This window comes from Escherichia whittamii (genome assembly GCF_014836715.1).
In the GTDB taxonomy this organism is placed as follows: Bacteria; Pseudomonadota; Gammaproteobacteria; order Enterobacterales; family Enterobacteriaceae; genus Escherichia; species Escherichia whittamii.
Map to the genome: position 1 here is coordinate 266,922 of NZ_JACSQI010000003.1, position 26,222 is coordinate 293,143.

Genomic DNA, 26,222 nt, shown 5'->3' on the forward strand with positions numbered 1-26,222 from the left:
CCTGTAGAGGAGAGAGTCATTATCCGCGGTTGATAATGTCCGCTAATTGTTTTTCTGATGTTGCTGTTAATAGTTGTTCGAGTATTTCTTCTTCGCACAGTAATTCACTTAACGCCTGAATAGCGTCAATGTGTGAATCGGCATCGGCAGCCGAAAGCCCGATGAGTAATTTAATCGGTTCGTCATTCTCAGGAAAATACACAGGCTGTTCGAGTAATGTCAGCGACATCCCGGTTTTAAGCGCCCCACATTCCGGTCGCGCATGAGGCATTGCTACACCTGGGGCGAGAATATAATAAGGGCCATTGTTAATAGTGGAATCTTTAATGGCCTGAATGTAATTCTCGCTGATATAGTTTTTATCCAGCAATGATGCCATCGAAAAATCGATAGCTTCCTGCCAGTCTTTTGCTGAATGTATAACTGAGATTGATGACTCTGGAAAATAATCAATAAGCCGCATAAATCATCCTTATTTTATTTTTAGGGTACCGTCCAGCGGTAAAAATAAAATACGCGTGAGATTTAATGAAAGCAATTGGGTGCGTGAGAATAAAAATCCCACAAACCAAAATAATAAAACGTTAAATAACAATTAGATGGAATTGATATTTTTAAAGTCAACTTTGTATTTGTTATATACATCACATAATTAACATTTTATGCGTTGCCATATTTGTGATAAATATCACTATTTGTTTATTGAATGTTCGAAAACGTACTTATTTAACCCAATGTTTTTTCGTTCGCCCTCTTTATAGATTCTGAATTCTCACCTGTTGGCTGTTTTCTCTTCACCTTATGTGACATATTCCCACACTTTACTCAAGGAAGATTCACATGAAAGCGCCTGTTTCAATAACCGCATTTCGCCCACAAAAATCTATTGCTATCGCCATTGGCGTTCTTGCCGTGGTTGTGCTGCCATTTCTCTCATATTACACCGTTAATGAAGGCGAACGCGGCATTTTGCTGCGCTACGGAAAAATAGTAAAAGTCGCCGAGCCGGGTCTGGGTTTTAAGATCCCGTTTATGGAAAGCGTGGAGAAAATTTCCACGCGTAATCAGGCCGTGGTCTATCAGGGATTACAGGCCTACAGCCGCGACCAGCAACCGGCACAAATGACAGTATCAGTCAGCTTCCACATTAAACCTTCAGAAGCTGGCGCGGTATATACCACCTATAACACCATTGAAGCATTAAAAGATCGCCTGATTGTCCGTCAGTTGCCAACTCAACTGGAGAACGTTTTCGGCCAATATACGGCCATCAGCGCCGTGCAGGATCGTACAAAGCTGGTTCAGGATCTGCAAAATGCCATGCGTAAAGCCGTTGTTGGGCCGGTGGTGATTGACGGGGTACAAATTGAAAATATCGATTTTTCTGACGCTTATGAGAAGTCGATTGAAGATCGAATGAAAGCGGAAGTCGCCATTGCCACACGTAAACAAAATCTGGAAACGGAGAAAATCCAGGCGCAAATTGCGGTAACTCAGGCTCAGGCAGAAGCTGACAGTAAACTGGCCGCAGCTAAAGCGGAAGCGGAGACTATTCGCGTAAGAGGCGCGGCTGAAGCTGAAACTATTCGTTTAAAAAGTGCGGCAGAAGCAGAAGCTATCCGCCTGCGCGGTGAAGCCCTGCGGGACAATCCGGGTCTTGTGGCCCTCACCACTGCCGAACGCTGGGACGGCAAATTACCCGATACTATGATCCCCGGCAGTACCGTTCCGTTTATCTCCACCAAGTAAAAAGAGCCGCGTTTGCGGCTCTTGAGACTGATGGCAAAGGCTAAATTGCCTGATGCGCTATGCTTATCAGGCCTACACAGTCCCTGCAATATATTGAATTTGCATGATTTCGTAGGCCGGATAAGGCGTTCACGCCGCATCCGGCATGAACAACGCGCACTTTGCCAACAATATGAAGGGCCGCTTTCGCGGCCCTTCTCACAAAGCATCTTACCGATTACAGCAGTTCTTTTGCTTTCGCAACAACGTTGTCAACGGTGAAGCCGAACTCTTCAAACAGCAACTCTGCCGGAGCAGATTCACCGAAGGTGGTCATACCGACGATAGCACCGTTCAGGCCAACATACTTGTACCAGTAGTCAGCAATGCCTGCTTCCACTGCAACACGCGCGGTAACCGCTTTCGGCAGTACGGATTCACGGTAAGCCGCATCCTGCTTGTCGAATGCGTCGGTAGACGGCATGGAAACCACGCGCGCTTTGACGCCTTCGGCAGTCAGTTTTTCGTATGCAGCGACAGCCAGTTCAACTTCAGAACCGGTAGCGATGAAGATCAGTTCTGGCTGACCAGCGCAGTCTTTCAGCACATAGCCACCGCGCGCGATGTTTGCCAGCTGCTCTTCTGTACGTTCCTGCTGCGCCAGGTTCTGACGGGAGAGGATCAGCGCAGTCGGGCCGTCCTGACGCTCAACGCCGTATTTCCACGCGACCGCGGATTCAACCTGGTCGCACGGACGCCATGTAGACATGTTCGGGGTCACGCGCAGAGAAGCCACCTGCTCAACCGGCTGGTGAGTCGGGCCATCTTCGCCCAGACCGATGGAGTCGTGGGTGTAAACCATCACCTGACGCTGTTTCATCAGCGCAGCCATACGTACGGCGTTACGTGCGTATTCCACGAACATCAGGAAGGTGGAGGTATACGGCAGGAAGCCACCGTGCAGGGAGATACCGTTGGCAATCGCGGTCATACCGAACTCGCGAACACCGTAGTGGATGTAGTTGCCCGCAGCATCTTCGTTGATTGCTTTAGAACCAGACCACAGAGTCAGGTTGGATGGCGCCAGGTCAGCGGAACCGCCGAGGAATTCCGGCAACAGCGGGCCGAACGCTTCGATAGCATTCTGAGACGCTTTACGGCTGGCGATTTTCGCCGGGTTAGCCTGCAATTTAGCGATGAACTCTTTCGCTTTCGCGTCGAAGTCAGACGGCATTTCGCCTTTCATACGACGAGTGAATTCAGCAGCTTCCTGCGGATAAGCTTTCGCGTAAGCTGCAAACTTCTCGTTCCATGCGGATTCTTTCGCCTGGCCTGCTTCTTTCGCATCCCACTGAGCATAGATTTCAGACGGGATTTCGAACGGCGCGTATTTCCAACCCAGCTGTTCGCGGGTCAGTGCAATTTCAGCGTCGCCCAGCGGCGCGCCGTGGGAGTCATGAGTACCGGCTTTGTTTGGTGAACCGAAACCGATGATGGTTTTACACATCAGCAGGGACGGTTTGTCAGTCACTGCGCGCGCTTCTTCTACGGCGCGTTTAATGGATGCTGCGTCATGACCGTCGATGTCGCGAATAACGTGCCAGCCGTAGGCTTCGAAACGCATTGCGGTATCGTCGGTGAACCAGCCTTCAACGTGACCATCAATAGAGATGCCGTTGTCATCGTAGAACGCAATCAGTTTACCCAGCTTCAGCGTACCTGCCAGAGAGCAAACTTCGTGGGAAATGCCTTCCATCATGCAGCCGTCGCCCATGAAGGCGTAGGTGTAGTGGTCGACAATGTCGTGACCCGGACGGTTAAACTGCGCCGCCAGCGTTTTTTCTGCAATCGCCATACCGACTGCGTTGGCAATACCCTGACCCAGCGGACCAGTGGTGGTTTCTACACCAGCGGTGTAACCCACTTCCGGGTGGCCCGGCGTTTTGGAATGCAGCTGACGGAAGTTTTTCAGCTCGGATATCGGCAGATCGTAACCAGTGAGGTGCAGCAGGCTGTAGATCAGCATGGAGCCGTGGCCGTTGGACAGCACGAAGCGGTCACGGTCAGCCCAGGACGGATTCTGCGGGTTGTGTTTCAGGAAATCACGCCACAGGACTTCGGCAATGTCAGCCATACCCATCGGGGCGCCCGGGTGACCGGATTTGGCTTTCTGTACTGCGTCCATGCTCAGCGCACGAATAGCATTGGCAAGCTCTTTACGTGAGGACATTTTGACTCCAGATCGGATGATGAAGGGCACGCCCTTAACGACTTGACGACAGCGCGTTTTGGGCTACGCCGGAAAATTTGCCAACAATTTACCGCAAGCCGCGCGTCATGTACATGGAACATCCTTTTGCCGTTTCAGAAATCTCTGGATCATGCTCGCATGTTGCGCAATCTGCTCGCTCGTCCGCTGCGCTTTTCCTTATACTCAGGATGAGCGTCGATTCACCTGCAAACGGCGCATTTTTAGAATAATCCTGACCTTGTGCGGAAGAGAAAACATGAAAATTCGCGCCTTATTGGTAGCAATGAGTGTGGCAACGGTGTTGACCGGTTGCCAGAATATGGACTCCAGTGGACTGCTCTCATCAGGAGCGGAAGCTTTTCAGGCTTACAGTTTGAGCGATGCGCAGGTGAAAGCCCTGAGCGATCAGGCATGCCAGGAGATGGACAGCAAGGCGACGATTGCGCCAGACGGTAGTGAATATGCTAAACGTCTGACCACCATTGCTACTGCACTGGGGAATAACATCAACGGTCAGCCAGTAAATTACAAAGTGTATATGGCGAAGGATGTGAACGCCTTTGCAATGGCCAACGGCTGCATCCGCGTCTATAGCGGCTTAATGGATATGATGACGGATAACGAAGTCGAAGCGGTGATCGGTCACGAAATGGGGCACGTGGCGTTAGGCCATGTGAAGAAAGGGATGCAGGTAGCACTTGGTACCAACGCTGTGCGAGTTGCGGCGGCATCGGCGGGTGGAATTGTCGGCAGTTTGTCACAGTCACAACTCGGTGACCTGGGCGAGAAATTAGTCAATTCGCAATTCTCCCAGCGCCAGGAAGCAGAAGCGGATGATTACTCTTATGATCTTCTTCGCCAGCGTGGCATCAGCCCGGCAGGCCTTGCCACCAGCTTTGAAAAACTGGCGAAGCTGGAAGACGGCCGCCAAAGCTCAATGTTTGACGACCATCCGGCCTCCGCCGAACGCGCCCAGCATATTCGCGACCGTATGAGCGCGGATGGGATTAAGTAAGCGTTTTATTACGCCGGATGCGGTGCCTGGTGCATCTTATCCGGCCTACGGGTGCCGAGCGTAGGTCGGATAAGGCGTTCACGCCGCATCCGACATTAATGGCACATTTGTTACCCTGTGCGCATTGCCGGATGCGATGCCTGGTGCATCTTATCCGGCCTACGGGTACCGAGCGTAGGGCGGATAAGGCGTTCACGCCGCATCCAACATTAATAGCACGTTAGCCGTGCGCATCTTATCCGACGCTTACTCGCCCTTTTTCGCCGCCTGAATATACAGCATCTCCAGCGCCAGCGTCGCCGCAGCCAGAGCGGTGATTTCTGACTGATCGTATGCCGGAGCCACTTCCACTACGTCCATCCCAACGATGTTGAGATCTTTCAGACCACGTACCAGTTTAATGGCGCGATCGGAGGTCAGGCCGCCAATCACCGGCGTACCAGTTCCCGGCGCAAATGCAGGATCCAGGCAGTCGATATCAAAGGTCAGGTAAACCGGCATATCACCTACAATCTGCTTCACCTGAGCGATAACGTCATCCACGCTGCGATCGTTCACCTGGCAGGCGTCCAGCACGGTAAAGCCGTTGTCTTTATCGAACTCGGTACGAATACCAATCTGTACGGAATGATTCGGGTCGATCAGACCTTCTTTCGGCGCGGTATAGAACATGGTGCCGTGGTCAAATTCACAACCGTTAGCGTAGGTATCGGTGTGGGCGTCAAAGTGCACCAGCGCCATTTTGCCGAAATGTTTCGCATGGGCGCGCAGCAGCGGCAGCGTAACAAAGTGGTCACCACCGAAGGAGAGCATACGTTTACCAGCAGCCAGCAGTTTTTCTGCGTGCGCCTGCAGTTTCTCGCTCATTTCACGGGCATCGCCGAAGGCATACACCAGATCGCCGCAGTCCACGACGTTCAGACGCTCACGCATGTCGAAATTCCACGGGAAGCGGTTGTGTTCCCAGGCCAGATTAGTTGAAACCTGACGGATCGCCGCCGGACCGTGGCGTCCACCCGCACGACCAGAGGTGGCCATATCGAACGGCACGCCGGTAATCACCCAGTCAGCGTCACTGTCGTACGGCTGGAAGTTCATCGGCAGGCGTAAAAAACCAAAGGCGTTGGAAACCAGTGAGTTATCGTATTGATGACCTAAGGTGCTCATGGATGGACTCCTATTACAAAGTCGATATAAAAAAACCCTTCCGCGTCGTTAGGCCCGACGAGGAAGGGTTGGATTTGCGAAACACAAGTTTGTGCTAATTATCGCCTTAAATGGGCGAGGCATCAAGCGAGGTTGCTATTTACGACACGGTGGCGGCGCATAGCCATTGTTGTCTGCCGGAAAGGCTTGCGCAGAGCACGGCGGCAGCGAGTTTTTCGCCGGGCCTTGCAATTCAAAGGCGGCAAAGCCGATTACCCCGGTATTACGCACATCGCCTTGCGCTGAATTAGCGGCGTAGGAATCAGCAACGTTGGCGAACTGAAAGGCTGCTTCGGTATGTTTATCTTTACGGAAACCTTTAATCGCTAACGACTCACCGGCATTCACAATATAGCCATTGTTATTCAGCGAACCTTGTTTACCATTCAGAACATCCAGGCCATCAACCGTAGCAACAATCTCGTAGTTGGTGTTACGACTGTAATTACGGACATATAATTGATAATTCATTCCTACCCTGGCATGAACAATATATCGCGGTTCATTATTTGATGAATCATACACTCGCGTAATAGGTAACGAATTAAAATTAGCATCGCGAATAGCATATTCCAGTTCGTTAATCCGAATGCTATAAACGCGGTCGTAGCCGGAAGGAACATTAGTCGAATAACTAATAACGATCATCTCTGCCGGATCGCGCCAGGCGCGTTCAGCAGATACGCCCTGAACCGTTGAGTGCACATCCCCACCCCAGGCGGTGCCGACATTGCCAGATGCGCTGCTATTATACTGCGCATTACTGGCGCACCCCGCCAGCAGCACAATTAATCCTATCAATGCACCGCGTAGTTTCCATTTTTTCATAACCGTTCCCTCTGCATTTAATTAATGCAGCGATTGTAGGGAGATTATTTAAGAAGAAAAGCAGCCAATTTATTTTTAAGAATATATAAAAAGAAAACGGGCCGATTTAATCATTTAAATCGGCCCGCCAGTGGAATAATCTTAATTATTCATCTTCAAGATAGGTATAACCGTACAAACCTGCCTCGAACTCTTCCAGGAACTGTTGTTGCAGTTCAGCATCAAGATCGGTGTTCTTCACTTGATCACGGAACTGGGTTAACAGTGTTTTCGGATCGAGCTGCACATATTGCAGCATATCCGCCACGGTATCACCTTCATCAGACAGTTCCACTTCTACGCTACCGTCAGGGAAGACAAACACATCAACCGCTTCGGTATCACCAAACAGGTTGTGCATGTTGCCGAGGATCTCCTGATATGCGCCGACCATAAAGAAACCGAGCATCGGCGGATTCTCCGGATCGTATTCCGGCATTGGCATTGTCGTGGCAATACCGTCACCATCGATATAGTGATCGATAGCACCGTCAGAATCACAGGTAATATCCAGCAGCACAGCGCGGCGTTCCGGCACTTGATCCAGCCCTTCCAGCGGCAGAACCGGGAATAGCTGGTCGATCCCCCATGCATCCGGCATCGACTGGAACAACGAGAAGTTGACGTACATCTTGTCCGCCATACGTTCCTGCAATTCGTCGATAATCGGACGATGCGCACGGTTTTGCGGATCCAGTTGCTTCTGCACTTCGTGACACATACTCAGATAGAGCTGTTCCGCCCATGCGCGCTCTTGCAGGCTAAAGGTGCCGGAAGAGTATCCGATGTGGATATCGTGCAAGTCCATCTGGCTGTCATGCAGCCACTCACGAAGAGAGCGGCGAGTCCCCGGTTCGTGCATTTCCTGCCAGGTTTCCCACATGCTTTGCAGTGCGCGCGGCGCGTCATCTGCGGGCGCGGTCGGCACCGTGTATTCGTTACGTTCCACGCCGATGATATTAGACACCAGCACGGTATGGTGAGCAGTCACCGCACGACCCGATTCGGTGATCACCGTCGGATGCGGCAGACCATTTTCTTCACAGGCATCGCCAATCGCCCAAATGATATTGTTGGCGTATTCATTGAGGCCGTAGTTCACCGAACAATCGGACTGCGAACGAGTACCTTCATAATCCACGCCCAGACCGCCGCCGACGTCAAAGCACTGAATATTAACGCCGAGCTTGTGCAGCTCAACATAGAAGCGCGCGGATTCACGAACGCCGGTGGCGATATCGCGAATATTCGCCATCTGCGAACCAAGGTGGAAGTGCAACAATTGCAGGCTGTCAAGACGCCCTGCTTCACGTAGCGTTTCAACCAGTTGCAGTACCTGAGTCGCAGCCAGGCCGAACTTCGATTTTTCCCCGCCGGAGGACTGCCATTTGCCCGAGCCCTGTGAAGCCAGACGCGCACGCACGCCCAGACGAGGAACGACATTCAGACGTTCTGCTTCATCCAGCACAATGGCGATTTCTGACATCTTCTCAATGACCAGATAGACCTTGTGACCCATCTTCTCGCCAATCAGCGCCAGACGGATATATTCGCGGTCTTTATAACCATTACAGACGATGACGCTGCGGGTCATGCCTGCATGCGCAAGCACCGCCATCAACTCTGCTTTCGAGCCGGCTTCCAGTCCCAGCGGTTCGCCAGAATGAATCAGGGACTCAATCACGCGGCGATGCTGGTTAACTTTAATTGGATAAACGAGGAAGTAGTCGCCGTTATAGCCGTAAGATTCACGCGCACGTTTAAACGCGGCGTTAATGGAACGCAAACGGTGCTGCAGGATCTGCGGGAAACAGAACAGTGCAGGCAGACGCTGGCCCTGTGCTTCGCGGGTTTTCACCAACTGCGCGAGATCAACGCGAGCTTCCGGGACGTCCGGGTCCGGGCACACGCTGATGTGGCCCAACTCGTTAACGTCATAGTAGTTATTGCCCCACCAGGCAATATTGTAAGTACGCAGCATCTTGCTGGCTTCCTGGGAGCTCATTGCAACCTCCTGCATGGAGCGTAGTACACCGTGTTCGCCCGCTGACGAAGGCAAACTCATAGACATGTCGTCAGACATAGCGAACCTCAAATTATTTTATTAAGTGTAAAACAGTTAACCACTATCGCAGCCTCAAACTGCGATAACAACCCATAAGCACACGGATTTTCCAGCAGCGTATGCTGACGCTCCGACTGCGCAATCGGTTTCTTTTTCATAACATTATTAAGCACATAACCGAACGTAAGTGTGACAGTTCGGCGAAACCACGAGAAAACTCTTGTTTTTACAAGAGCGCCCTTGTTCAGTCCTCAATAACTGTTGCCAGCTCTTGAATCCTGAGAAGCGCCGAGATGGGTATAACATCGGCAGGTATGCAAAGCAGGGATGCAGAGTGCGGGGAACGAATCTTCACCAGAACGGTGAGACTGATTAAGCAGCAGACAACGGTTCATTATTTCGTATCACCTCCACGGCCGCCTGTTAAGACGAACCAACAAGCCAAAACTCTGATTTCAACCCGGCTGGAAGTGGCAACACGAAAGAATCGTCGTGTGCTTTTTATTTAAGCCGCGCGCCGCGTTTTATACCCCACAATGGCAGAAAATTGCAAAAGATAAATACGCAGAATGCCAGCATTGTCAGGAAAAATTTCCAGCCACGTTTTTAACAGAATGAGACACGATTCAAAAAAAAGTGGAAATCGGGTGAAGGATTGACCTAAAATAGCCATCCAGATGTTAATCCATCCATACTGATTAACACTCAGACTGCCAGTGTTTTTAACCTGTCGAGTCGTGGTAGGATCCGCTACCACAGAAAATCCACACAACAGTTTGAGCTAACCAAATTCTCTTTAGGTGATATTAAATATGGCAAAACACCTTTTTACGTCCGAGTCCGTCTCTGAAGGGCATCCTGACAAAATTGCTGACCAAATCTCTGATGCCGTTTTAGACGCGATCCTCGAACAGGATCCGAAAGCACGCGTTGCTTGCGAAACCTACGTAAAAACCGGCATGGTTTTAGTTGGCGGTGAAATCACCACCAGCGCCTGGGTAGACATCGAAGAGATCACCCGTAACACCGTTCGCGAAATTGGCTATGTGCATTCCGACATGGGCTTTGACGCTAACTCTTGTGCGGTCCTGAGCGCCATCGGCAAACAGTCTCCTGACATCAACCAGGGCGTTGACCGTGCCGATCCGCTGGAACAGGGCGCGGGTGACCAGGGTCTGATGTTTGGTTACGCAACCAATGAAACCGACGTGCTGATGCCAGCCCCAATCACCTATGCACACCGTCTGGTACAGCGTCAGGCCGAAGTGCGTAAAAACGGCACTCTGCCGTGGCTGCGCCCGGACGCGAAAAGCCAGGTGACCTTCCAGTATGACGACGGCAAAATCGTCGGCATCGATGCTGTCGTGCTTTCCACTCAGCACTCTGAAGATATCGACCAGAAATCTCTGCAAGAAGCGGTGATGGAAGAGATCATCAAGCCGATTCTGCCGGCTGAATGGCTGACTCCCGCTACCAAATTCTTCATCAACCCGACCGGGCGTTTTGTTATCGGCGGCCCGATGGGCGACTGCGGCCTGACTGGTCGTAAAATTATCGTTGATACCTACGGCGGCATGGCACGTCACGGTGGCGGCGCGTTCTCTGGTAAAGATCCATCAAAAGTGGACCGTTCTGCAGCCTACGCAGCACGTTATGTAGCGAAAAACATCGTGGCTGCGGGCCTGGCTGACCGTTGCGAAATCCAGGTTTCCTACGCAATCGGCGTGGCAGAGCCGACTTCCATCATGGTGGAAACTTTCGGTACTGAGAAAGTGCCTTCTGAACAGCTGACCCTGCTGGTGCGCGAGTTCTTCGACCTGCGTCCATACGGTCTGATTAAGATGCTGGATCTGCTGCACCCGATCTACAAAGAGACTGCAGCATACGGTCACTTTGGCCGCGAACATTTCCCGTGGGAAAAAACCGACAAAGCGCAACTGCTGCGCGATGCTGCCGGTCTGAAATAATCTTTCATTACCCGCTTTCAAAGGCCAGCCTCGCGCTGGCCTTTTCTTTTCCAGAAAAATGCCTGCTGCGCTACGCTTATCAGACCTACAACCATCGCTACATGTAGACTGGATAAGGCGTTCACGCCGCATCCGGCAAAAAAGCCGCCCGCAATATAACTTCATTCTTCCTGAACACCTTTACCCGTAAATTATCACCACCACTGAAACCGATTACATCAACGATACCAGCCAATCATTCCTACTATTTTCATCGTATTATTAAGTTTTCACAGTTGTTACATTTCTTTTCAGCAAAGTCTTAATTGCAGATGACATCACTTAATCTATGATGATATAACTCAATTATTTTCATGTACTTAAATTATAACAATAATGAATGTTAGTGTAATCGATTACACTGATGTGATTTGCTTCACATCTTTTTACGTCGTACTCACCTATCTTAATTCACAATAAAAAATAACCATATTGGAGGGCATCATGCCTGACGCTAAAAAACAGGGGCGGTCAAACAAGGCAATGACGTTTTTCGTCTGCTTCCTTGCTGCTCTGGCGGGATTACTCTTTGGCCTGGATATCGGTGTAATTGCTGGCGCACTGCCGTTTATTGCAGATGAATTCCAGATTACCTCGCACACGCAAGAATGGGTCGTAAGCTCCATGATGTTTGGTGCGGCGGTCGGTGCGGTAGGCAGCGGCTGGCTCTCCTTTAAACTCGGGCGCAAAAAGAGCCTGATGATCGGCGCAATCCTGTTTGTTGCCGGTTCGCTGTTTTCTGCCGCTGCGCCGAACGTTGAAGTGCTGATTCTTTCCCGCGTGTTGCTGGGACTGGCGGTGGGTGTGGCCTCCTATACCGCGCCGCTTTACCTCTCCGAGATTGCGCCAGAGAAAATTCGCGGCAGTATGATCTCGATGTATCAGTTGATGATCACTATCGGGATCCTCGGTGCTTATCTTTCTGATACCGCCTTCAGCTACACCGGCGCATGGCGCTGGATGCTGGGTGTGATTATCATCCCGGCAATTTTGCTACTGATTGGCGTCTTCTTCCTGCCAGACAGTCCACGTTGGTTTGCTGCCAAACGCCGCTTTGTTGATGCCGAACGCGTGCTGATGCGCCTGCGCGACACCAGCGCGGAAGCCAAACGCGAACTGGATGAAATCCGTGAAAGTTTGCAAGTTAAACAGAGCGGTTGGGCGCTGTTCAAAGAGAACAGCAACTTCCGCCGCGCGGTGTTCCTTGGCGTACTGTTGCAGGTGATGCAGCAATTCACCGGGATGAACGTCATCATGTATTACGCGCCGAAAATCTTCGAACTGGCAGGATATACCAACACAACTGAACAAATGTGGGGGACCGTGATCGTCGGCCTGACCAACGTACTCGCCACCTTCATCGCTATCGGCCTTGTTGACCGCTGGGGACGTAAACCAACATTGACGCTGGGCTTCCTGGTAATGGCAGTGGGCATGGGCGTACTGGGTACAATGATGCACATCGGTATTCACTCACCGTCGGCGCAGTATTTCGCCATCGCCATGCTGCTGATGTTTATTGTCGGTTTTGCCATGAGTGCCGGTCCGCTGATTTGGGTACTATGCTCCGAAATTCAGCCGCTGAAAGGCCGCGATTTTGGCATCACCTGCTCCACTGCCACCAACTGGATTGCCAACATGATCGTTGGCGCAACGTTCCTGACCATGCTCAACACGCTGGGTAACGCCAACACCTTCTGGGTGTATGCTGCTCTGAACGTACTGTTTATCCTGCTGACATTGTGGCTGGTACCGGAAACCAAACACGTTTCGCTGGAACATATTGAACGTAATCTGATGAAAGGTCGTAAACTGCGCGAAATCGGCGCTCACGATTAATCTCCTCAGGCTTCCTCCCGTCATGGAGGAAGCCACCTCTTGCAGTCATCTTTTCTTCGCTCTATCCTCTGCCGCTATGAAAACATCCCGTCTCCCTATCGCCATCCAACAGGCCGTTATGCGTCGCCTGCGGGAAAAACTCGCCCAGGCCAACCTGAGGCTGGGGCGTAACTATCCGGAGCCAAAACTCTCTTACACCCAGCGCGGAACCTCTGCCGGAACAGCCTGGCTGGAAAGCTATGAAATTCGCCTCAATCCCGTTTTGCTGTTGGAAAACAGCGAGGCTTTTATAGAAGAAGTGGTGCCGCACGAACTGGCACATTTGCTGGTATGGAAACATTTCGGCCGCGTAGCGCCACATGGCAAAGAGTGGAAGTGGATGATGGAAAGCGTGCTGGGCGTTCCCGCCCGCCGTACGCATCAGTTCGAACTGCAATCCGTGCGCCGCAACACCTTCCCTTACCGCTGCAAGTGCCAGGAGCATCAGCTTACCGTACGCCGTCATAATCGCGTAGTTCGTGGCGAAGCCGTCTATCGCTGTGTTCACTGCGGCGAACAGCTGGTTGCGAAATAACCACCTGAACTATCAGGAACTTTCCTGATCTGGTTGATTGCATACCAAAACAACTTTCGCTACGTTGCTGGCTCGTTTTAACACGGAGTAAGTGATGTACCGTTATTTGTCTATTGCTGCGGTGGTACTGAGCGCAGCATTTTCCGGCCCGGCATTGGCCGAAGGTATCAATAGTTTTTCTCAAGCGAAAGCCGCGGCGGTAAAAGTCCACGCTGACGCGCCCGGTACGTTTTATTGCGGATGTAAAATTAACTGGCAGGGCAAAAAAGGCGTTGTTGATCTGCAATCGTGCGGCTATCAGGTGCGCAAAAATGAAAACCGCGCCAGCCGCGTAGAGTGGGAACACGTCGTTCCCGCCTGGCAATTCGGTCACCAGCGCCAGTGCTGGCAGGACGGTGGACGTAAAAACTGCGCTAAAGATCCGGTCTATCGCAAGATGGAAAGCGATATGCATAACCTGCAGCCCGCGATAGGCGAAGTGAACGGCGATCGCGGCAACTTTATGTACAGCCAGTGGAATGGCGGCGAGGGTCAGTACGGGCAGTGCGCCATGAAGATTGATTTCAAAGAAAAAGTTGCTGAACCGCCGGCTCATACACGTGGCATCATTGCACGAACTTATTTCTATATGCGTGACCAGTACAACCTGACACTCTCACGCCAGCAAACGCAGCTGTTTAACGCTTGGAACAAGATGTATCCGGTCACCGACTGGGAGTGTGAGCGTGACGAACGCATCGCGAAGGTGCAAGGCAATCACAACCCGTATGTGCAACGCGCTTGCCAGGCGCGAAAGAGCTAACCTACACTAGCGAAATTCTTTTTGTTAACCCTACCCCACGCGCGCAACCGCGTGGGGAGACGACGCGGATTTTTAACCATGCGTATCCCCCGCATTTATCATCCTGAACCACTCACCAGCAATTCGCAGATCGCGCTTTGTGAAGATGCCGCTAACCATATCGGGCGCGTCCTGCGTATGGGGCCGGGTCAGGCATTACAGTTATTTGACGGCAGCAACCAGGTCTTTGATGCAGAAATCACCAGCGCCAGCAAAAAAAGCGTGGAAGTTAAAGTGCTGGAGGGCCAGGTAGACGATCGTGAATCCCCCTTGCATATTCACCTCGGTCAGGTGATGTCGCGCGGAGAAAAAATGGAATTCACTATCCAGAAATCGATAGAACTTGGTGTAAGCCTCATTACGCCACTTTTTTCTGAACGCTGCGGCGTTAAACTGGATAGTGAACGTCTGAACAAGAAGCTCCAGCAGTGGCAGAAAATTGCAATTGCCGCCTGCGAGCAGTGTGGTCGTAATCGGGTACCTGAAATCCGTCCGGCAATGGATCTGGAAGCCTGGTGTGCAGAGCAAGATGAAGGCTTGAAACTCAATCTTCACCCGCGCGCCAGTAACAGCATCAACACGTTGCCGTTGCCGGTCGAACGTGTCCGCCTGCTGATTGGCCCGGAAGGCGGTTTGTCGGCAGATGAAATTGCCATGACTGCCCGCTATCAATTTACTGATATCCTGTTGGGACCTCGCGTTCTGCGTACTGAGACAACAGCGCTCACCGCCATTACCGCGCTACAAGTGCGTTTTGGCGATCTGGGCTAACGGAGAAGAATAATGATCAAGCTCGGCATCGTGATGGACCCCATCGCAAGCATCAACATCAAGAAAGATTCCAGTTTCGCTATGTTGCTGGAAGCACAGCGTCGTGGTTACGAACTTCACTATATGGAGATGGCCGATCTCTATTTGATCAATGGTGAGGCTCGCGCTCGTACGCGTACTTTGAGCGTCGAACAGAACTACGACAAATGGTACGAGTTCACGGGTGAGCAGGATCTGCAACTGGCCGATCTCGACGTGATTCTGATGCGTAAAGATCCGCCGTTTGATACCGAGTTTATCTACGCGACCTATATTCTGGAACGCGCCGAAGAGAAAGGGACGCTGATCGTTAACAAGCCGCAGAGCCTGCGCGATTGTAACGAAAAACTGTTTACCGCCTGGTTCTCAGACTTAACGCCAGAAACGCTGGTCACGCGTAATAAAGCGCAGTTGAAAGCGTTCTGGGAAAAACACAGCGACATCATTCTTAAGCCGCTGGATGGTATGGGTGGTGCATCTATTTTCCGCGTGAAAGAAGGCGATCCGAACCTTGGTGTCATTGCCGAAACCTTGACCGAACACGGCACTCGCTACTGCATGGCACAAAATTATCTGCCAGCTATTAAAGATGGTGACAAGCGAGTGCTGGTGGTGGATGGCGAACCAGTACCGTACTGCCTGGCGCGTATTCCGCAGGGCGGTGAAACCCGTGGTAATCTGGCTGCCGGTGGTCGTGGCGAACCTCGTCCGCTTACTGAAAGCGACTGGAAAATCGCCCGTCAGGTAGGACCGACGCTGAAAGAAAAAGGGCTGATTTTTGTTGGTCTGGATATTATCGGTGACCGACTGACTGAAATTAATGTCACCAGCCCAACCTGTATTCGTGAGATTGAAGCAGAGTTTCCGGTGTCTATCACCGGAATGTTAATGGATGCTATTGAAGCACGATTACAGCAGCGATAACCCTGTTTAGCGAGAGGGATCTCGTTGAGACTATGAGTGACAGCGCCCTTCTTTCCACGCATACTGGGCGCTGTTGCTTTTTTGAACCAGGAAACAGAACCTCTGACAATGAATTTACAGCATCACTTTCTTATTGCCATGCCTGCTCTCCAGGATCCGATTTTCCGTCGTTCCGTGGTCTACATTTGCGAACATAATACCAATGGAGCAATGGGGATCATCATTAACAAGCCACTGGAAAATCTCAAAATTGAAGGGATTCTGGAAAAGCTGAAGATCACGCCGGAGCCGCGTGATGAATCTATCCGTCTGGACAAACCGGTTATGCTTGGCGGCCCGCTGGCTGAAGATCGCGGGTTTATTTTGCATACTCCGCCCTCCAATTTTACGTCCAGCATTCGCATTTCAGACAACACGGTGATGACCACTTCCCGCGACGTGCTGGAAACACTCGGCACCGATAAACAACCTGCTGACGTGATAGTAGCTCTTGGTTACTCCTCCTGGGATAAAGGTCAACTGGAACAAGAAATTCTCGATAATGCCTGGCTAACCGCCCCGGCAGATCTGAATATTCTGTTCAAAACGCCGATAGCCGACCGCTGGCGCGATGCGGCAAGATTGATTGGTGTTGATATTCTCACCATGCCTGGTGTGGCAGGGCATGCCTGATGAGCGGAACCTTACTCGCCTTCGATTTTGGCACTAAAAGCATTGGCGTGGCGGTCGGTCAACGCATTACCGGCACCGCTCGCCCTTTGCCTGCAATTAAAGCACAGGACGGTACGCCGGACTGGAACCTTATTGAGCGTTTACTAAAAGAGTGGCAGCCAGACGAAATCATTGTCGGTTTGCCGCTGAATATGGACGGCACCGAGCAACCATTAACCGCCCGGGCGCGTAAATTCGCCAACCGTATTCATGGCCGTTTCGGTGTTGAAGTGAAGCTACATGACGAGCGTCTTAGCACCGTGGAAGCGCGTTCCGGTCTGTTTGAACAGGGCGGCTATCGGGCGCTCAACAAAGGTAAAGTCGACTCAGCCTCTGCGGTTATCATTCTCGAAAGTTATTTCGAACAGGGATATTAAGGCGATTCACAAACCTGGTGGATTGTAGTTAACGTCATCGTTCCGTCTTGCCGGATGCGGCGTGAACGCCTTATCCGGCATACATGTGACAACGAACGTAGGTCTGATAAGACGCATCAGCGTCGCATCAGACGTTCATTGCCGGATGCGGCGTGAATAACTGCGTTTGTAGTTTGTAGGCCTGATAAGCGTAGCTCCTCAGGCATATTTACGAAGCTAATCAACTACTTTAGCCTCACAAGCGCCCTTCCCCTACCCGCTGCTGATAACTCTGCTGAAACGTTAACATCCCCACCTGCTGCCCGGTTTGAATAACATGTGGCAACTGGTGGGTTTTCCCTTCGCGAATCAAATTCCCCACCGCTGGTGTGTTAATCAGCAATTCAAACAGCGCCACACGTCCTTGCTGCTTATCCACTTCCAGCTTTTGTGACAACACCGCCCGTAAACTACCGGCCAGTTGATTACGCACGGGATCTTTTTCCTGCGCCGGAAACGAATCTACCAGTCGCTCAATCGCTTGCGCTGCGCCGCGCGTGTGTAATGTCGCCAGCACCAGATGCCCGGTTTCTGCCGCCGTCAGCGCCAGACGTATCGTTTCGCTGTCGCGCAACTCTCCTAGCAAAATCACATCAGGATCTTCCCGCAATGCCGCGCGAAGCCCCGCTGCAAACGATATACAGTGCAAACCAATCTCCCGCTGCTGGATCAAACACCGCTGGCTGGCATAGAGATATTCGACAGGATCTTCCAGCGTCAGGATATGCGCATCGGCATGTTGATTAAGATAGCCAACCATTGCCGCCAGCGTGGTGGATTTGCCACTCCCCGTCGCCCCCGTCACCAGAATCAGGCCATTTTCACTCTTGAGTAATTCCGGCAATATCGGTGGTGCGCCAAGCTGTTCGAGTTGTGGGCAATGCGAAGGCAATAGCCGTAATGCCAGCGAAATGCCTTGCCGCTGCGCGAATGCGCTGCCACGCAACCGCTGTTTTTCGGCCAACGACACGGCAAAATCAAGCTGACCATTCTCAAGCAACATCGCCCGCTGATCGTCATCCAGCCACTCCCGTAGCAACTCTTCGACGTCCGGCACGTCAAACGGCGCGGCCTCCATTCTCCCATGAATGCGCCATCGTGCGGGCCAGGCGCTGCACAGGTGTAGATCAGAGACGTTATGCTTTACACTAAGGGCCACAATTTCTTCCATATTCATACTAAGATCCTCGGAAAATGAACGATATTGCGCATAACCTGGCACAGGTCCGGGACAAAATCTCAACGGCTGCAACGCGTTGCGGCCGTTCTCCAGAAGAAATTACGCTGCTTGCAGTCAGCAAAACAAAGCCTGCGAGCGCCATCGCAGAAGCCATTGATGCCGGGCAGCGTCAATTTGGTGAAAACTACGTTCAGGAAGGGGTAGATAAAATTCGCCACTTTCAGGAGCAGGGCGTAACAGGATTAGAATGGCATTTTATTGGCCCGTTGCAGTCCAACAAAAGCCGCCTGGTGGCAGAGCATTTCAACTGGTGTCATACCATTGACCGCCTGCGTATCGCCACCCGCCTTAATGATCAGCGTCCGGCAGAACTTCCGCCTCTTAACGTACTGATTCAAATAAATATCAGCGATGAAAACAGTAAGTCAGGCATTCAACTGGCGGAACTGGACGAACTGGCGGCAGCGGTCGCAGAATTACCGCGTCTGCGCCTGCGTGGACTGATGGCTATCCCGGCGCCTGAGTCAGAATATGTAAGGCAGTTTGAAGTTGCACGCCAAATGGCTGTAGCATTTGCCGGACTGAAAACGCGCTACCCGCATATCGACACGCTCTCTCTGGGAATGTCGGACGATATGGAAGCCGCTATTGCGGCAGGTAGCACGATGGTTCGCATCGGCACTGCCATCTTTGGTGCACGTGATTACTCTAAAAAATAAGGAATCTTAAGAACGCCATGAATACGTTGACTTTCCTGCTTTCAACGGTCATTGAGCTGTATACCATGGTGCTGTTATTACGCATCTGGATGCAGTGGGCTCATTGTGATTTTTATAACCCTTTCTCACAGTTTGTAGTGAAAGTGACACAGCCGATTATCGGGCCACTGCGCCGCGTTATTCCGGCAATGGGGCCGATTGACAGCGCCTCACTGCTGGTCGCGTACATTTTGAGTTTTATCAAAGCCATCGTGCTGTTCAAAGTGGTGACCTTCCTGCCAATCATCTGGATTGCAGGTTTACTGATTCTGCTGAAAACCATCGGCCTGCTGATTTTCTGGGTCCTGCTGGTGATGGCGATTATGAGCTGGGTAAGCCAGGGTCGTAGCCCAATTGAATATGTGCTGATTCAACTTGCCGATCCACTGCTGCGTCCGATTCGCCGCCTGCTGCCGGCTATGGGTGGGATTGATTTCTCGCCGATGATCCTCGTTCTGCTGCTGTATGTCATTAATATGGGCGTCGCAGAAGTGCTGCAGGCGACCGGAAACATGCTGCTGCCGGGGCTGTGGATGGCGTTATGAGTGCCGTAACAGCAAACGATGACGGTCTGGTTTTACGGCTCTATATCCAGCCGAAAGCCAGCCGTGATTCTATTGTCGGTTTACATGGCGACGAAGTAAAAGTCGCCATTACCGCGCCGCCAGTTGACGGCCAGGCCAACAGCCATCTGGTAAAGTTTCTCGGCAAGCAGTTCCGGGTCGCGAAAAGCCAGGTGGTGATTGAGAAAGGCGAACTTGGCCGCCATAAACAAATTAAAATCATTAATCCGCAACAAATCCCGCCAGAAATCGCGGCGTTAATTAATTAGGTATCCTATGCAAAAAGTTGTCCTCGCAACCGGCAATGCCGGTAAAGTGCGTGAGCTGGCGTCGCTACTCAGCGACTTCGGTCTTGATATCGTGGCCCAAACAGAACTCGGCGTAGATTCAGCTGAAGAAACCGGCCTGACCTTTATCGAAAACGCGATTCTGAAAGCACGCCACGCGGCAAAAGTGACCGGTTTACCGGCGATTGCCGACGACTCTGGTCTGGCAGTTGATGTGCTTGGCGGTGCACCAGGCATTTACTCCGCGCGTTATTCCGGTGAAGACGCGACCGATCAAAAGAATCTGCAAAAACTGCTGGAAACACTAAAAGACGTACCGGACGACCAACGTCAGGCGCGCTTCCACTGCGTGCTGGTATATATGCGCCACGCAGAAGATCCGACTCCGCTGGTGTGCCACGGCAGCTGGCCGGGGGTGATTACTCGTGAACCGGCGGGTACTGGCGGCTTTGGTTATGATCCAATCTTCTTCGTGCCTTCCGAAGGTAAAACCGCTGCCGAACTGACCCGTGAAGAAAAGAGCGCCATTTCTCACCGTGGCCGGGCGTTGAAACTGCTGCTGGACGCTTTACGTAATGGTTAAATTGCCGCCGCTGAGTCTCTACATTCACATCCCATGGTGCGTGCAGAAATGTCCGTACTGCGATTTCAACTCTCACGCGTTGAAAGGGGAAGTGCCGCACGACGATTATGTTCAGCATCTGCTTTGCGATCTGGACAACGATGTGGCTTACGCCCAGGGCCGTGAAGTGCAGACAATCTTTATTGGCGGCGGTACGCCGAGCCTGCTTTCTGGCCCGGCGATGCAAACGCTGCTGGACGGCGTGCGTGCGCGTTTGCCGCTGGCAGCGGATGCAGAAATTACAATGGAAGCGAATCCTGGAACGGTAGAAGCCGATCGCTTTGTCGATTATCAGCGTGCTGGTGTGAATCGCATCTCCATCGGCGTTCAGAGTTTTAGCGAAGAAAAGCTGAAACGACTTGGGCGCATTCATGGCCCGCAAGAAGCGAAACGGGCTGCGAATCTGGCAAGCGGGCTGGGGCTGCGTAGTTTTAACCTCGATTTGATGCATGGGCTGCCAGATCAATCACTGGAAGAGGCGCTGGGCGATCTGCGCCAGGCCATTGAACTGCATCCGCCGCATCTTTCCTGGTATCAACTGACCATCGAACCCAATACGCTGTTTGGCTCGCGCCCTCCTGTACTGCCGGACGACGACGCGTTATGGGATATTTTCGAACAGGGGCATCAGCTTTTAACCGCAGCGGGCTATCAGCAGTATGAAACTTCCGCTTACGCCAAACCCGGTTATCAGTGCCAGCACAATCTCAACTACTGGCGATTTGGCGACTACATCGGTATTGGCTGCGGCGCGCACGGAAAAGTGACCTTCCCTGATGGGCGCATTCTGCGTACCACCAAAACGCGTCATCCGCGTGGTTTTATGCAGGGACGGTATCTGGAAAGCCAGCGCGATGTTGAAACCGCAGATAAACCGTTCGAATTCTTTATGAATCGCTTCCGTTTGCTGGAACCTGCGCCGCGCGTGGAGTTTAGCCAGTATACTGGCCTTTCTGAAGAAGTTATTCGCCCACAGTTAGACGAGGCTGTCGCTCAGGGCTATCTCACCGAATGTGCGGATTACTGGCAGATAACGGAACATGGGAAGTTGTTTTTAAATTCACTGCTGGAGCTTTTTCTGGCGGAGTAAATTTGTGTAGCCGGATGCGGAGTGAACGCTGCATCCGGCTACAAGTCATGCGTCATCGCAATAATTATTTAATCACCCCATTGCGCCGCAATTGATCGGTATCTTTTTTCCAGCGATCGCTGGCCTGGTTGATATCGTCAATCTTCATTAATATCGTGACTTTTTTACTGTTTATTTCTGAAACTTTCATCGTTAATGGATATTGCCCTTTTTCGAGCTTGATCCAGTCATCCTGCAATTTACGGCTGAGTTTTTGTGATTGTAGAAAAGTCTGTCGCCGCTGTTCGTTGATATCAAAATCCCGTTTCTGCTGAATCGGCACTTCATAACACTCTTCACTCTGTTTATGACATGCCGCAATCGCCGGTTGATAAACCTCTCTGTCATATTTAACTGCGAACGCCTCGCTATCATTCTGTTTATTAAAATCATCCCGCTGTTGGTGTATTTTTTTAAAGGCGTCTTCGCGGGTCATTTGTTTGCCATTTACGTCTTTTCCCCAATAAGCATCTGCTGCTTTCTGCGCCGCCACCATTTGCTTATCAAGTTCTTTTACATCCTTTTCCAGCGCTGGAATCGAGTTCTTCTGGGTATTCAACGCTGACTCAAGCTGACTAAAGCGATAGTTGAAATCTTCACTATTCACAATCAGGTACTTATTATTCGTTTTGATATCGTCGACCACCCGCCCACTATCGCTGGCTGCCGCCTGAAAAGAGTAAAAGTTCACCGTCCAGCCTGACGCGGGCGTTCCTTTACTGGTTAACATCGCAGAGAATTTTACCGGTTTATCTTTCGTCCAGGTCTGTTCCAGCAGTTCATAATCTGTCAACTGACCGACCCAGGTATAGAGATCGTCATTGGAAGAGACATCGCCTTCCGCTGACCAGGTGGCCTGATTGCCCTTTGCATCAAGATTTTTTAAGGTGATGGCATCAAGCTTGAGAATACCGTGATACTGCTTTTTGAATTGAGCTTTTAAGACATTTTCAGTTGGCGGTTCGCCATCGGCCCAGCTGTAACCTGACGTCAACACGAGCAACGCCGTGCCTACAATCCATTGCTTTTTCACCGGAACACCCTCACGCGGAATAATTTATTCCAGTGATTATCATTAGGGTAATAAAAATTGGCAATGGACGTGAGTCTGAAGTGAAAAAGCCCCGGCACGATACCGGGGCGAAGTAATTAGTACTGATTGAAGATCTGCTGGATCTGCTGCGGATCTTTGGTTTGCGTCAGAGCCAGTTGCAGCAGAACGCGCGCTTTTTGCGGGTTCAACGTGCCAGAGGCAACGAAACCGTATTTCGCATCATCCACTTCGGCATCCTGAGTGGTAGCGCCCGTCGGTACGCGGGAAGAACGCACTACTGCAGTGCCGTTTTTCGCGGCGGTTGCGAGGGTGTCAAATACGGTTTTATACAGATTGCCGTTACCCACACCGGCGCTAACGATACCGTCGTAGCCTGCATCTACCAGTGCTTTTGCCGGAAGATCGGATGCGTTGGCGTAGTTATAAACGATGCCGACTTTCGGCAGTTCATTTAGCTTAGAGACATCGAACGGCGTGTCGCTGGTGTGCTTACGTGCCGGGGTACGCTGGTAGTCAATCTTACCGTTGTGAATGTATCCCAGCGGACCGTAGTTAACAGACTTAAAGGTCGCTACGTCGGTGGTATTGGTTTTGGTGACGTCACGACCATCCAGCACGGTGTCGTTCATCACCACCAGCACACCACGATTAGCAGAGGCTTTATCTGCCGCAGTTACTACCGCGTTATACAGGTTGAATGGACCGTCTGCGCTCATGGAGGTGGACGGGCGCATTGCGCCAACCATCACCACCGGCTTGTCGCATTTCACGGTCAGGTCGAGGAAGTAAGCGGTTTCTTCCATCGTGTCAGTACCGTGGGTAATAACGAAGCCGTCAGTCTTATCGCAGTCGGTGTTAATTTTTTTCGCCAGCGTCAGCCAGACATTATCGTTCATGTCCTGGGAGCCGATATTAACAACCTGCTCGCCTTTAACGTTCGCAATGTCCTTCAGTTGCGGCACCGCATTGACCAGATTTTCTACGCCAACTTTACCCGCTGTGTAGTTAGATTTGGTTGCGGAGTCACCACCACCGGCAATCGTCCCGCCGGTCGCTAAAATGGTGATATTCGGTAATGCTAATGCTGCACCACTAAAACCCATAACCAGTGCGGCAAGTGCCGTCTTTTTGAAAAACTCCATTTCATTCCTCCAGTTACGTGAACGCTACGTATTATCCCTTAGCTTTGCATGGGAAATTTGACGTTAAACAATTTACAACGTGAATGATTTTTGGAGTTCTATAAAGTTAGAGGCAGGTAACAAAATGAAGAATTAAGCGGCATAAAAAAGCTTTATGCCGTCTTAAACTAGAGGATTATTTCAAATTCCCGACCAGGGCTTTACGGCTGTCTTCCAGAGTCACAACACGGCTACAGACATCTTTGCCAAATTGCTGGAAATCTTTTTCCTGCTTTTTCCACTCGGTTTGGATTGAGGATTGCAGTCCCCCCAGGCTTCCCAGCACATTCTGTAACGGGTTACCGCCGCTTTTCAGCACCGCTTTCGCGCCCATTTCGTTAATGCTGTCCTGCAATATTCCGCCCATCGCCTGATTCACTAACTGCTGGCCTTCGGCGCGAACCTGATCAATGGCTTTATAGTGGAACGTCAGGCCATCGCTGCGCGTTTCGATAATGCGATTCATCTGTTCTTTCAGTTGCGCATCAAGTTTGGTCAGACGGCTGCGCATTTTGCTGCTTTCGCCCATCTCCTGAACGATAATTTTATCCAGCGCCACGCGCGCTTTCTCTACGCGGCTTTTCGCGCCTTCATCAATCCACGGCAGCGTGCTGCGCAGTTCCGCCTGATAATCCTTCGCCTGTTCGCGCTGGGCGGCGCTCAGAGAATATTGCTTGCCGTTGTACATCACATTGCCGTCTGGCGTGATCACCAGGTTGCCATTTTCGCCCTTCACCTGCACGGTTTGCGGGCTGACAATCACATCGTCACGCGGCGTAACGCTGCACTGGTAGTCGGCGTGAGCGGTCATTGTCGTCACTGAAAGTGCTGCCGCCAGCAGCATTTTGCGCATCATAGTCTTCCCTCAAGAACAAATCAGGCCAGCATTTGCTGGCCCCAGATTGATAACAAAGTGCGCGTTGCCCATGCCGGATGCGGCGTAAACGCCTTATCCGGCCTACCCGATCGAGCATCTTTCCAGGCCTGATAAGCGTAGCGCATCAGGCAGTTTTGCATTTGTCATCGCCCGTATGCTTTCTTAGTCCCACCAAACGTCGAAAAGTTCGCTGGTGCGTACTTCATCCAGGTTGCGCTCTTCCAGCCACTTACGCACGACAGCCTGATGTTCTTCGGTGCATTTGCCGATTTCCTGCATGCAGATCAGACCTTCCCAGGCCAGATAACCGCTGCCGTCAAAGGCCAGTTTGTTCGGTTCGATAACCTCGTTAATAAAGTCATCAACGGTTTTATCAATCTGTTCTTCCGATGTACCTTCCGGGAATCGCCATGCCACCGAAAATCCTAATTCCTGGAATTCGTCGATGTGCATTTTTTTACGCAGACGACGGCTACGGTTCTTTGCCATTATTTCACCCTCTCGAACATTAAGTCCCATACTCCGTGACCAAGACGATGACCACGTTGTTCAAATTTCGTTACCGGACGAGATGCCGGGCGCGGTACGTAATCATTGCTCTCAGACAGGTTTTTATAACCGTCAATGGAAGACATGACTTCAAGCATATGTTCCGCATAAGGTTCCCAGTCGGTCGCCATATGGAATACGCCACCCAGCTGCAGTTTGCTTTTTACCAGTTCAGCAAACGGTACCTGAACGATACGGCGTTTATTATGGCGCGCTTTGTGCCACGGGTCAGGGAAAAAGAGCTGAACCATGCTCAATGAATTGTCAGGAATCATTTTATGCAGCACTTCGACTGCATCGTGACACATCACGCGCAGGTTGCTTAAGCCCTCTTCATGTGCAGAAGCCAGACACGCACCAACGCCTGGTGAATGCACTTCAATGCCGAGGAAGTCCTGCTCGGGGCGATCTTTGGCCATTGCCACCAGCGACGCGCCCATGCCAAAACCAATCTCAAGCGTCACCGGCGCTTCACGGCCAAAAAGCGCAGGGAAATCCAGCATATCTTCGCTGAACTCAACGCCCATCACCGGCCAGTAGTTTTCCAGCGCATGTTCCTGGCCTTTGGTCAGTCGCCCCTGGCGGCGCACAAAACTACGGATACGGCGCAGTGGGCGGCCGTTTTCATCAAATTCCGGTGAGATGACGTCGTTTTTCATAAAGATTTAGTCGCTTGTGAAAGTGGTCTGAAAACGGGCATTATCCAAAGTTAGTTGCCGGATGCAAGCATGATAAGCCCGTGGCTGCGGAAAGTTCCGGTTTACACCCC

At 51.4% G+C, this 26,222-nt stretch carries 29 protein-coding genes; 15 read left to right on the top strand and 14 right to left on the bottom strand.

All coding sequences use genetic code 11. The features are described 5' to 3' along the window. Positions 1–19: 19 nt before the first annotated feature. On the bottom strand, positions 20–463 hold the full coding sequence (gene cmtB / locus H9644_RS06995) for a PTS mannitol transporter subunit IIA (protein ID WP_064529749.1): 444 nt from the start codon (positions 461–463) through the stop codon (positions 20–22). A gap of 377 nt (positions 464–840) precedes the next feature. Here cmtB and H9644_RS07000 point away from each other — a divergent pair, with 377 nt between their 5' ends. Next, positions 841–1,749: a prohibitin family protein gene (locus tag H9644_RS07000; protein ID WP_064529748.1), complete on the top strand. Its 909-nt coding sequence runs from the start codon at positions 841–843 to the stop codon at positions 1,747–1,749. A 217-nt stretch (positions 1,750–1,966) separates the two neighbouring features. On the opposite strand, the gene tkt is transcribed toward H9644_RS07000, so the two are convergent. Beyond that, positions 1,967–3,958 (bottom strand): transketolase, encoded by a 1,992-nt coding sequence (gene tkt, locus H9644_RS07005; protein WP_064529747.1) that lies wholly within the window; start codon positions 3,956–3,958, stop codon positions 1,967–1,969. A gap of 277 nt (positions 3,959–4,235) precedes the next feature. Here tkt and loiP point away from each other — a divergent pair, with 277 nt between their 5' ends. Then, a complete protein-coding gene (gene loiP / locus H9644_RS07010) occupies positions 4,236–4,994 on the top strand; it encodes a metalloprotease LoiP (protein ID WP_064529746.1) in 759 nt (252 codons plus the stop codon). Positions 4,995–5,240: 246 nt separating this feature from the next. Here loiP and speB read toward each other — a convergent pair whose 3' ends face one another. The 6 genes from speB to yqgD all read right to left on the bottom strand — a co-directional run bounded on the left by speB (position 5,241) and on the right by yqgD (position 9,889). Beyond that, positions 5,241–6,161: an agmatinase gene (speB, locus tag H9644_RS07015; RefSeq protein WP_000105566.1), complete on the bottom strand. Its 921-nt coding sequence runs from the start codon at positions 6,159–6,161 to the stop codon at positions 5,241–5,243. A 135-nt stretch (positions 6,162–6,296) separates the two neighbouring features. Beyond that, a complete protein-coding gene (locus H9644_RS07020) occupies positions 6,297–7,028 on the bottom strand; it encodes a hypothetical protein (protein WP_064529745.1) in 732 nt (243 codons plus the stop codon). Between the two features lie 145 nt (positions 7,029–7,173). Continuing rightward, complete coding sequence (gene speA / locus H9644_RS07025; protein WP_064529744.1) at positions 7,174–9,150, bottom strand: biosynthetic arginine decarboxylase; 1,977 nt, start codon at positions 9,148–9,150, stop codon at positions 7,174–7,176. Positions 9,151–9,158: 8 nt separating this feature from the next. Then, positions 9,159–9,290 (bottom strand): acid stress response protein YqgB, encoded by a 132-nt coding sequence (yqgB, locus tag H9644_RS07030; protein WP_002461303.1) that lies wholly within the window; start codon positions 9,288–9,290, stop codon positions 9,159–9,161. Positions 9,291–9,383: 93 nt separating this feature from the next. Then, positions 9,384–9,527 (bottom strand): hypothetical protein, encoded by a 144-nt coding sequence (locus tag H9644_RS21790; RefSeq protein ID WP_274540060.1) that lies wholly within the window; start codon positions 9,525–9,527, stop codon positions 9,384–9,386. Positions 9,528–9,637: 110 nt separating this feature from the next. Then, entirely contained in the window at positions 9,638–9,889 is a 252-nt protein-coding gene (gene yqgD, locus H9644_RS21795; protein WP_064529737.1) for a protein YqgD, read from the bottom strand. A 55-nt stretch (positions 9,890–9,944) separates the two neighbouring features. On the opposite strand from yqgD, the gene metK reads away from it, so the two are divergent. The 8 genes from metK to ruvX all read left to right on the top strand — a co-directional run bounded on the left by metK (position 9,945) and on the right by ruvX (position 17,214). Further along, positions 9,945–11,099, top strand: a complete 1,155-nt coding sequence (metK, locus tag H9644_RS07040; protein WP_064529736.1) for a methionine adenosyltransferase — start codon at positions 9,945–9,947, stop codon at positions 11,097–11,099. A gap of 483 nt (positions 11,100–11,582) precedes the next feature. Continuing rightward, positions 11,583–12,977 carry a galactose/proton symporter gene (gene galP / locus H9644_RS07045; RefSeq protein WP_064529735.1) on the top strand — a complete coding sequence of 465 codons (1,395 nt, stop codon included), beginning with the start codon at positions 11,583–11,585 and terminating at the stop codon, positions 12,975–12,977. A gap of 76 nt (positions 12,978–13,053) precedes the next feature. After that, a complete protein-coding gene (locus H9644_RS07050) occupies positions 13,054–13,551 on the top strand; it encodes a SprT family zinc-dependent metalloprotease (RefSeq protein WP_064529870.1) in 498 nt (165 codons plus the stop codon). A 94-nt stretch (positions 13,552–13,645) separates the two neighbouring features. Beyond that, positions 13,646–14,353, top strand: a complete 708-nt coding sequence (gene endA, locus H9644_RS07055) for a deoxyribonuclease I (RefSeq protein ID WP_191773902.1) — start codon at positions 13,646–13,648, stop codon at positions 14,351–14,353. A 78-nt stretch (positions 14,354–14,431) separates the two neighbouring features. After that, entirely contained in the window at positions 14,432–15,163 is a 732-nt protein-coding gene (rsmE, locus tag H9644_RS07060; RefSeq protein ID WP_130207905.1) for a 16S rRNA (uracil(1498)-N(3))-methyltransferase, read from the top strand. 12 nt (positions 15,164–15,175) lie between these two features. Further along, positions 15,176–16,126, top strand: coding sequence for a glutathione synthase (gene gshB, locus H9644_RS07065; RefSeq protein WP_064529731.1), 951 nt, complete (start codon positions 15,176–15,178; stop codon positions 16,124–16,126). Between the two features lie 108 nt (positions 16,127–16,234). Continuing rightward, positions 16,235–16,798, top strand: a complete 564-nt coding sequence (locus H9644_RS07070) for a YqgE/AlgH family protein (RefSeq protein ID WP_191773904.1) — start codon at positions 16,235–16,237, stop codon at positions 16,796–16,798. Continuing rightward, complete coding sequence (gene ruvX / locus H9644_RS07075; protein ID WP_000017111.1) at positions 16,798–17,214, top strand: Holliday junction resolvase RuvX; 417 nt, start codon at positions 16,798–16,800, stop codon at positions 17,212–17,214. Before H9644_RS07070 ends, ruvX begins: the two co-directional genes overlap by 1 nt. A gap of 235 nt (positions 17,215–17,449) precedes the next feature. Here ruvX and H9644_RS07080 read toward each other — a convergent pair whose 3' ends face one another. Further along, positions 17,450–18,430 (bottom strand): PilT/PilU family type 4a pilus ATPase, encoded by a 981-nt coding sequence (locus H9644_RS07080; RefSeq protein WP_191773906.1) that lies wholly within the window; start codon positions 18,428–18,430, stop codon positions 17,450–17,452. Positions 18,431–18,447: 17 nt separating this feature from the next. On the opposite strand from H9644_RS07080, the gene yggS reads away from it, so the two are divergent. The 5 genes from yggS to hemW are packed head-to-tail and all read left to right on the top strand — an operon-like array spanning position 18,448 to position 21,753. After that, positions 18,448–19,152 carry a pyridoxal phosphate homeostasis protein gene (gene yggS / locus H9644_RS07085; RefSeq protein WP_191773909.1) on the top strand — a complete coding sequence of 235 codons (705 nt, stop codon included), beginning with the start codon at positions 18,448–18,450 and terminating at the stop codon, positions 19,150–19,152. Positions 19,153–19,169: 17 nt separating this feature from the next. Continuing rightward, positions 19,170–19,736: an osmotic shock tolerance protein YggT gene (yggT, locus tag H9644_RS07090; RefSeq protein ID WP_001094831.1), complete on the top strand. Its 567-nt coding sequence runs from the start codon at positions 19,170–19,172 to the stop codon at positions 19,734–19,736. Next, on the top strand, positions 19,733–20,023 hold the full coding sequence (gene yggU, locus H9644_RS07095) for a DUF167 family protein YggU (RefSeq protein WP_191773912.1): 291 nt from the start codon (positions 19,733–19,735) through the stop codon (positions 20,021–20,023). The genes yggT and yggU overlap by 4 nt, the downstream gene beginning before the upstream one ends. Before the next feature lie 7 nt (positions 20,024–20,030). After that, positions 20,031–20,624 carry an XTP/dITP diphosphatase gene (locus tag H9644_RS07100; protein WP_064529720.1) on the top strand — a complete coding sequence of 198 codons (594 nt, stop codon included), beginning with the start codon at positions 20,031–20,033 and terminating at the stop codon, positions 20,622–20,624. After that, entirely contained in the window at positions 20,617–21,753 is a 1,137-nt protein-coding gene (gene hemW / locus H9644_RS07105) for a radical SAM family heme chaperone HemW (RefSeq protein ID WP_191773913.1), read from the top strand. The genes H9644_RS07100 and hemW overlap by 8 nt, the downstream gene beginning before the upstream one ends. A gap of 64 nt (positions 21,754–21,817) precedes the next feature. On the opposite strand, the gene H9644_RS07110 is transcribed toward hemW, so the two are convergent. From H9644_RS07110 to trmB, 5 genes are all read right to left on the bottom strand, one after another. After that, positions 21,818–22,825: a DUF1202 family protein gene (locus H9644_RS07110; RefSeq protein WP_191773914.1), complete on the bottom strand. Its 1,008-nt coding sequence runs from the start codon at positions 22,823–22,825 to the stop codon at positions 21,818–21,820. 116 nt (positions 22,826–22,941) lie between these two features. Then, positions 22,942–23,988, bottom strand: coding sequence for an L-asparaginase 2 (ansB, locus tag H9644_RS07115; protein ID WP_000394132.1), 1,047 nt, complete (start codon positions 23,986–23,988; stop codon positions 22,942–22,944). Between the two features lie 175 nt (positions 23,989–24,163). Then, the gene (locus tag H9644_RS07120) at positions 24,164–24,883 is read right to left on the bottom strand and encodes a YggN family protein (protein ID WP_191773915.1); all 720 of its coding nucleotides are present in this window, start codon (positions 24,881–24,883) and stop codon (positions 24,164–24,166) included. A gap of 183 nt (positions 24,884–25,066) precedes the next feature. Further along, entirely contained in the window at positions 25,067–25,393 is a 327-nt protein-coding gene (locus H9644_RS07125) for a YggL family protein (RefSeq protein WP_064529714.1), read from the bottom strand. Next, positions 25,393–26,112 carry a tRNA (guanosine(46)-N7)-methyltransferase TrmB gene (gene trmB / locus H9644_RS07130; protein ID WP_169018087.1) on the bottom strand — a complete coding sequence of 240 codons (720 nt, stop codon included), beginning with the start codon at positions 26,110–26,112 and terminating at the stop codon, positions 25,393–25,395. The genes H9644_RS07125 and trmB overlap by 1 nt, the downstream gene beginning before the upstream one ends. Positions 26,113–26,222 lie beyond the last annotated feature (110 nt).

What these genes read in the sequence shown, in the direction of transcription:
- cmtB (WP_064529749.1), bottom strand. Translation starts at nt 463, where the DNA reads ATGCGGCTTATTGATTATTTTCCAGAGTCATCAATCTCAGTTATACAT.
- H9644_RS07000 (WP_064529748.1), top strand. Translation starts at nt 841, where the DNA reads ATGAAAGCGCCTGTTTCAATAACCGCATTTCGCCCACAAAAATCTATT.
- tkt (WP_064529747.1), bottom strand. Translation starts at nt 3,958, where the DNA reads ATGTCCTCACGTAAAGAGCTTGCCAATGCTATTCGTGCGCTGAGCATG.
- loiP (WP_064529746.1), top strand. Translation starts at nt 4,236, where the DNA reads ATGAAAATTCGCGCCTTATTGGTAGCAATGAGTGTGGCAACGGTGTTG.
- speB (WP_000105566.1), bottom strand. Translation starts at nt 6,161, where the DNA reads ATGAGCACCTTAGGTCATCAATACGATAACTCACTGGTTTCCAACGCC.
- H9644_RS07020 (WP_064529745.1), bottom strand. Translation starts at nt 7,028, where the DNA reads ATGAAAAAATGGAAACTACGCGGTGCATTGATAGGATTAATTGTGCTG.
- speA (WP_064529744.1), bottom strand. Translation starts at nt 9,150, where the DNA reads ATGTCTGACGACATGTCTATGAGTTTGCCTTCGTCAGCGGGCGAACAC.
- yqgB (WP_002461303.1), bottom strand. Translation starts at nt 9,290, where the DNA reads ATGAAAAAGAAACCGATTGCGCAGTCGGAGCGTCAGCATACGCTGCTG.
- H9644_RS21790 (WP_274540060.1), bottom strand. Translation starts at nt 9,527, where the DNA reads ATGAACCGTTGTCTGCTGCTTAATCAGTCTCACCGTTCTGGTGAAGAT.
- metK (WP_064529736.1), top strand. Translation starts at nt 9,945, where the DNA reads ATGGCAAAACACCTTTTTACGTCCGAGTCCGTCTCTGAAGGGCATCCT.
- galP (WP_064529735.1), top strand. Translation starts at nt 11,583, where the DNA reads ATGCCTGACGCTAAAAAACAGGGGCGGTCAAACAAGGCAATGACGTTT.
- H9644_RS07050 (WP_064529870.1), top strand. Translation starts at nt 13,054, where the DNA reads ATGAAAACATCCCGTCTCCCTATCGCCATCCAACAGGCCGTTATGCGT.
- endA (WP_191773902.1), top strand. Translation starts at nt 13,646, where the DNA reads ATGTACCGTTATTTGTCTATTGCTGCGGTGGTACTGAGCGCAGCATTT.
- rsmE (WP_130207905.1), top strand. Translation starts at nt 14,432, where the DNA reads ATGCGTATCCCCCGCATTTATCATCCTGAACCACTCACCAGCAATTCG.
- gshB (WP_064529731.1), top strand. Translation starts at nt 15,176, where the DNA reads ATGATCAAGCTCGGCATCGTGATGGACCCCATCGCAAGCATCAACATC.
- H9644_RS07070 (WP_191773904.1), top strand. Translation starts at nt 16,235, where the DNA reads ATGAATTTACAGCATCACTTTCTTATTGCCATGCCTGCTCTCCAGGAT.
- ruvX (WP_000017111.1), top strand. Translation starts at nt 16,798, where the DNA reads ATGAGCGGAACCTTACTCGCCTTCGATTTTGGCACTAAAAGCATTGGC.
- H9644_RS07080 (WP_191773906.1), bottom strand. Translation starts at nt 18,430, where the DNA reads ATGAATATGGAAGAAATTGTGGCCCTTAGTGTAAAGCATAACGTCTCT.
- yggS (WP_191773909.1), top strand. Translation starts at nt 18,448, where the DNA reads ATGAACGATATTGCGCATAACCTGGCACAGGTCCGGGACAAAATCTCA.
- yggT (WP_001094831.1), top strand. Translation starts at nt 19,170, where the DNA reads ATGAATACGTTGACTTTCCTGCTTTCAACGGTCATTGAGCTGTATACC.
- yggU (WP_191773912.1), top strand. Translation starts at nt 19,733, where the DNA reads ATGAGTGCCGTAACAGCAAACGATGACGGTCTGGTTTTACGGCTCTAT.
- H9644_RS07100 (WP_064529720.1), top strand. Translation starts at nt 20,031, where the DNA reads ATGCAAAAAGTTGTCCTCGCAACCGGCAATGCCGGTAAAGTGCGTGAG.
- hemW (WP_191773913.1), top strand. Translation starts at nt 20,617, where the DNA reads ATGGTTAAATTGCCGCCGCTGAGTCTCTACATTCACATCCCATGGTGC.
- ansB (WP_000394132.1), bottom strand. Translation starts at nt 23,988, where the DNA reads ATGGAGTTTTTCAAAAAGACGGCACTTGCCGCACTGGTTATGGGTTTT.
- H9644_RS07120 (WP_191773915.1), bottom strand. Translation starts at nt 24,883, where the DNA reads ATGATGCGCAAAATGCTGCTGGCGGCAGCACTTTCAGTGACGACAATG.
- H9644_RS07125 (WP_064529714.1), bottom strand. Translation starts at nt 25,393, where the DNA reads ATGGCAAAGAACCGTAGCCGTCGTCTGCGTAAAAAAATGCACATCGAC.
- trmB (WP_169018087.1), bottom strand. Translation starts at nt 26,112, where the DNA reads ATGAAAAACGACGTCATCTCACCGGAATTTGATGAAAACGGCCGCCCA.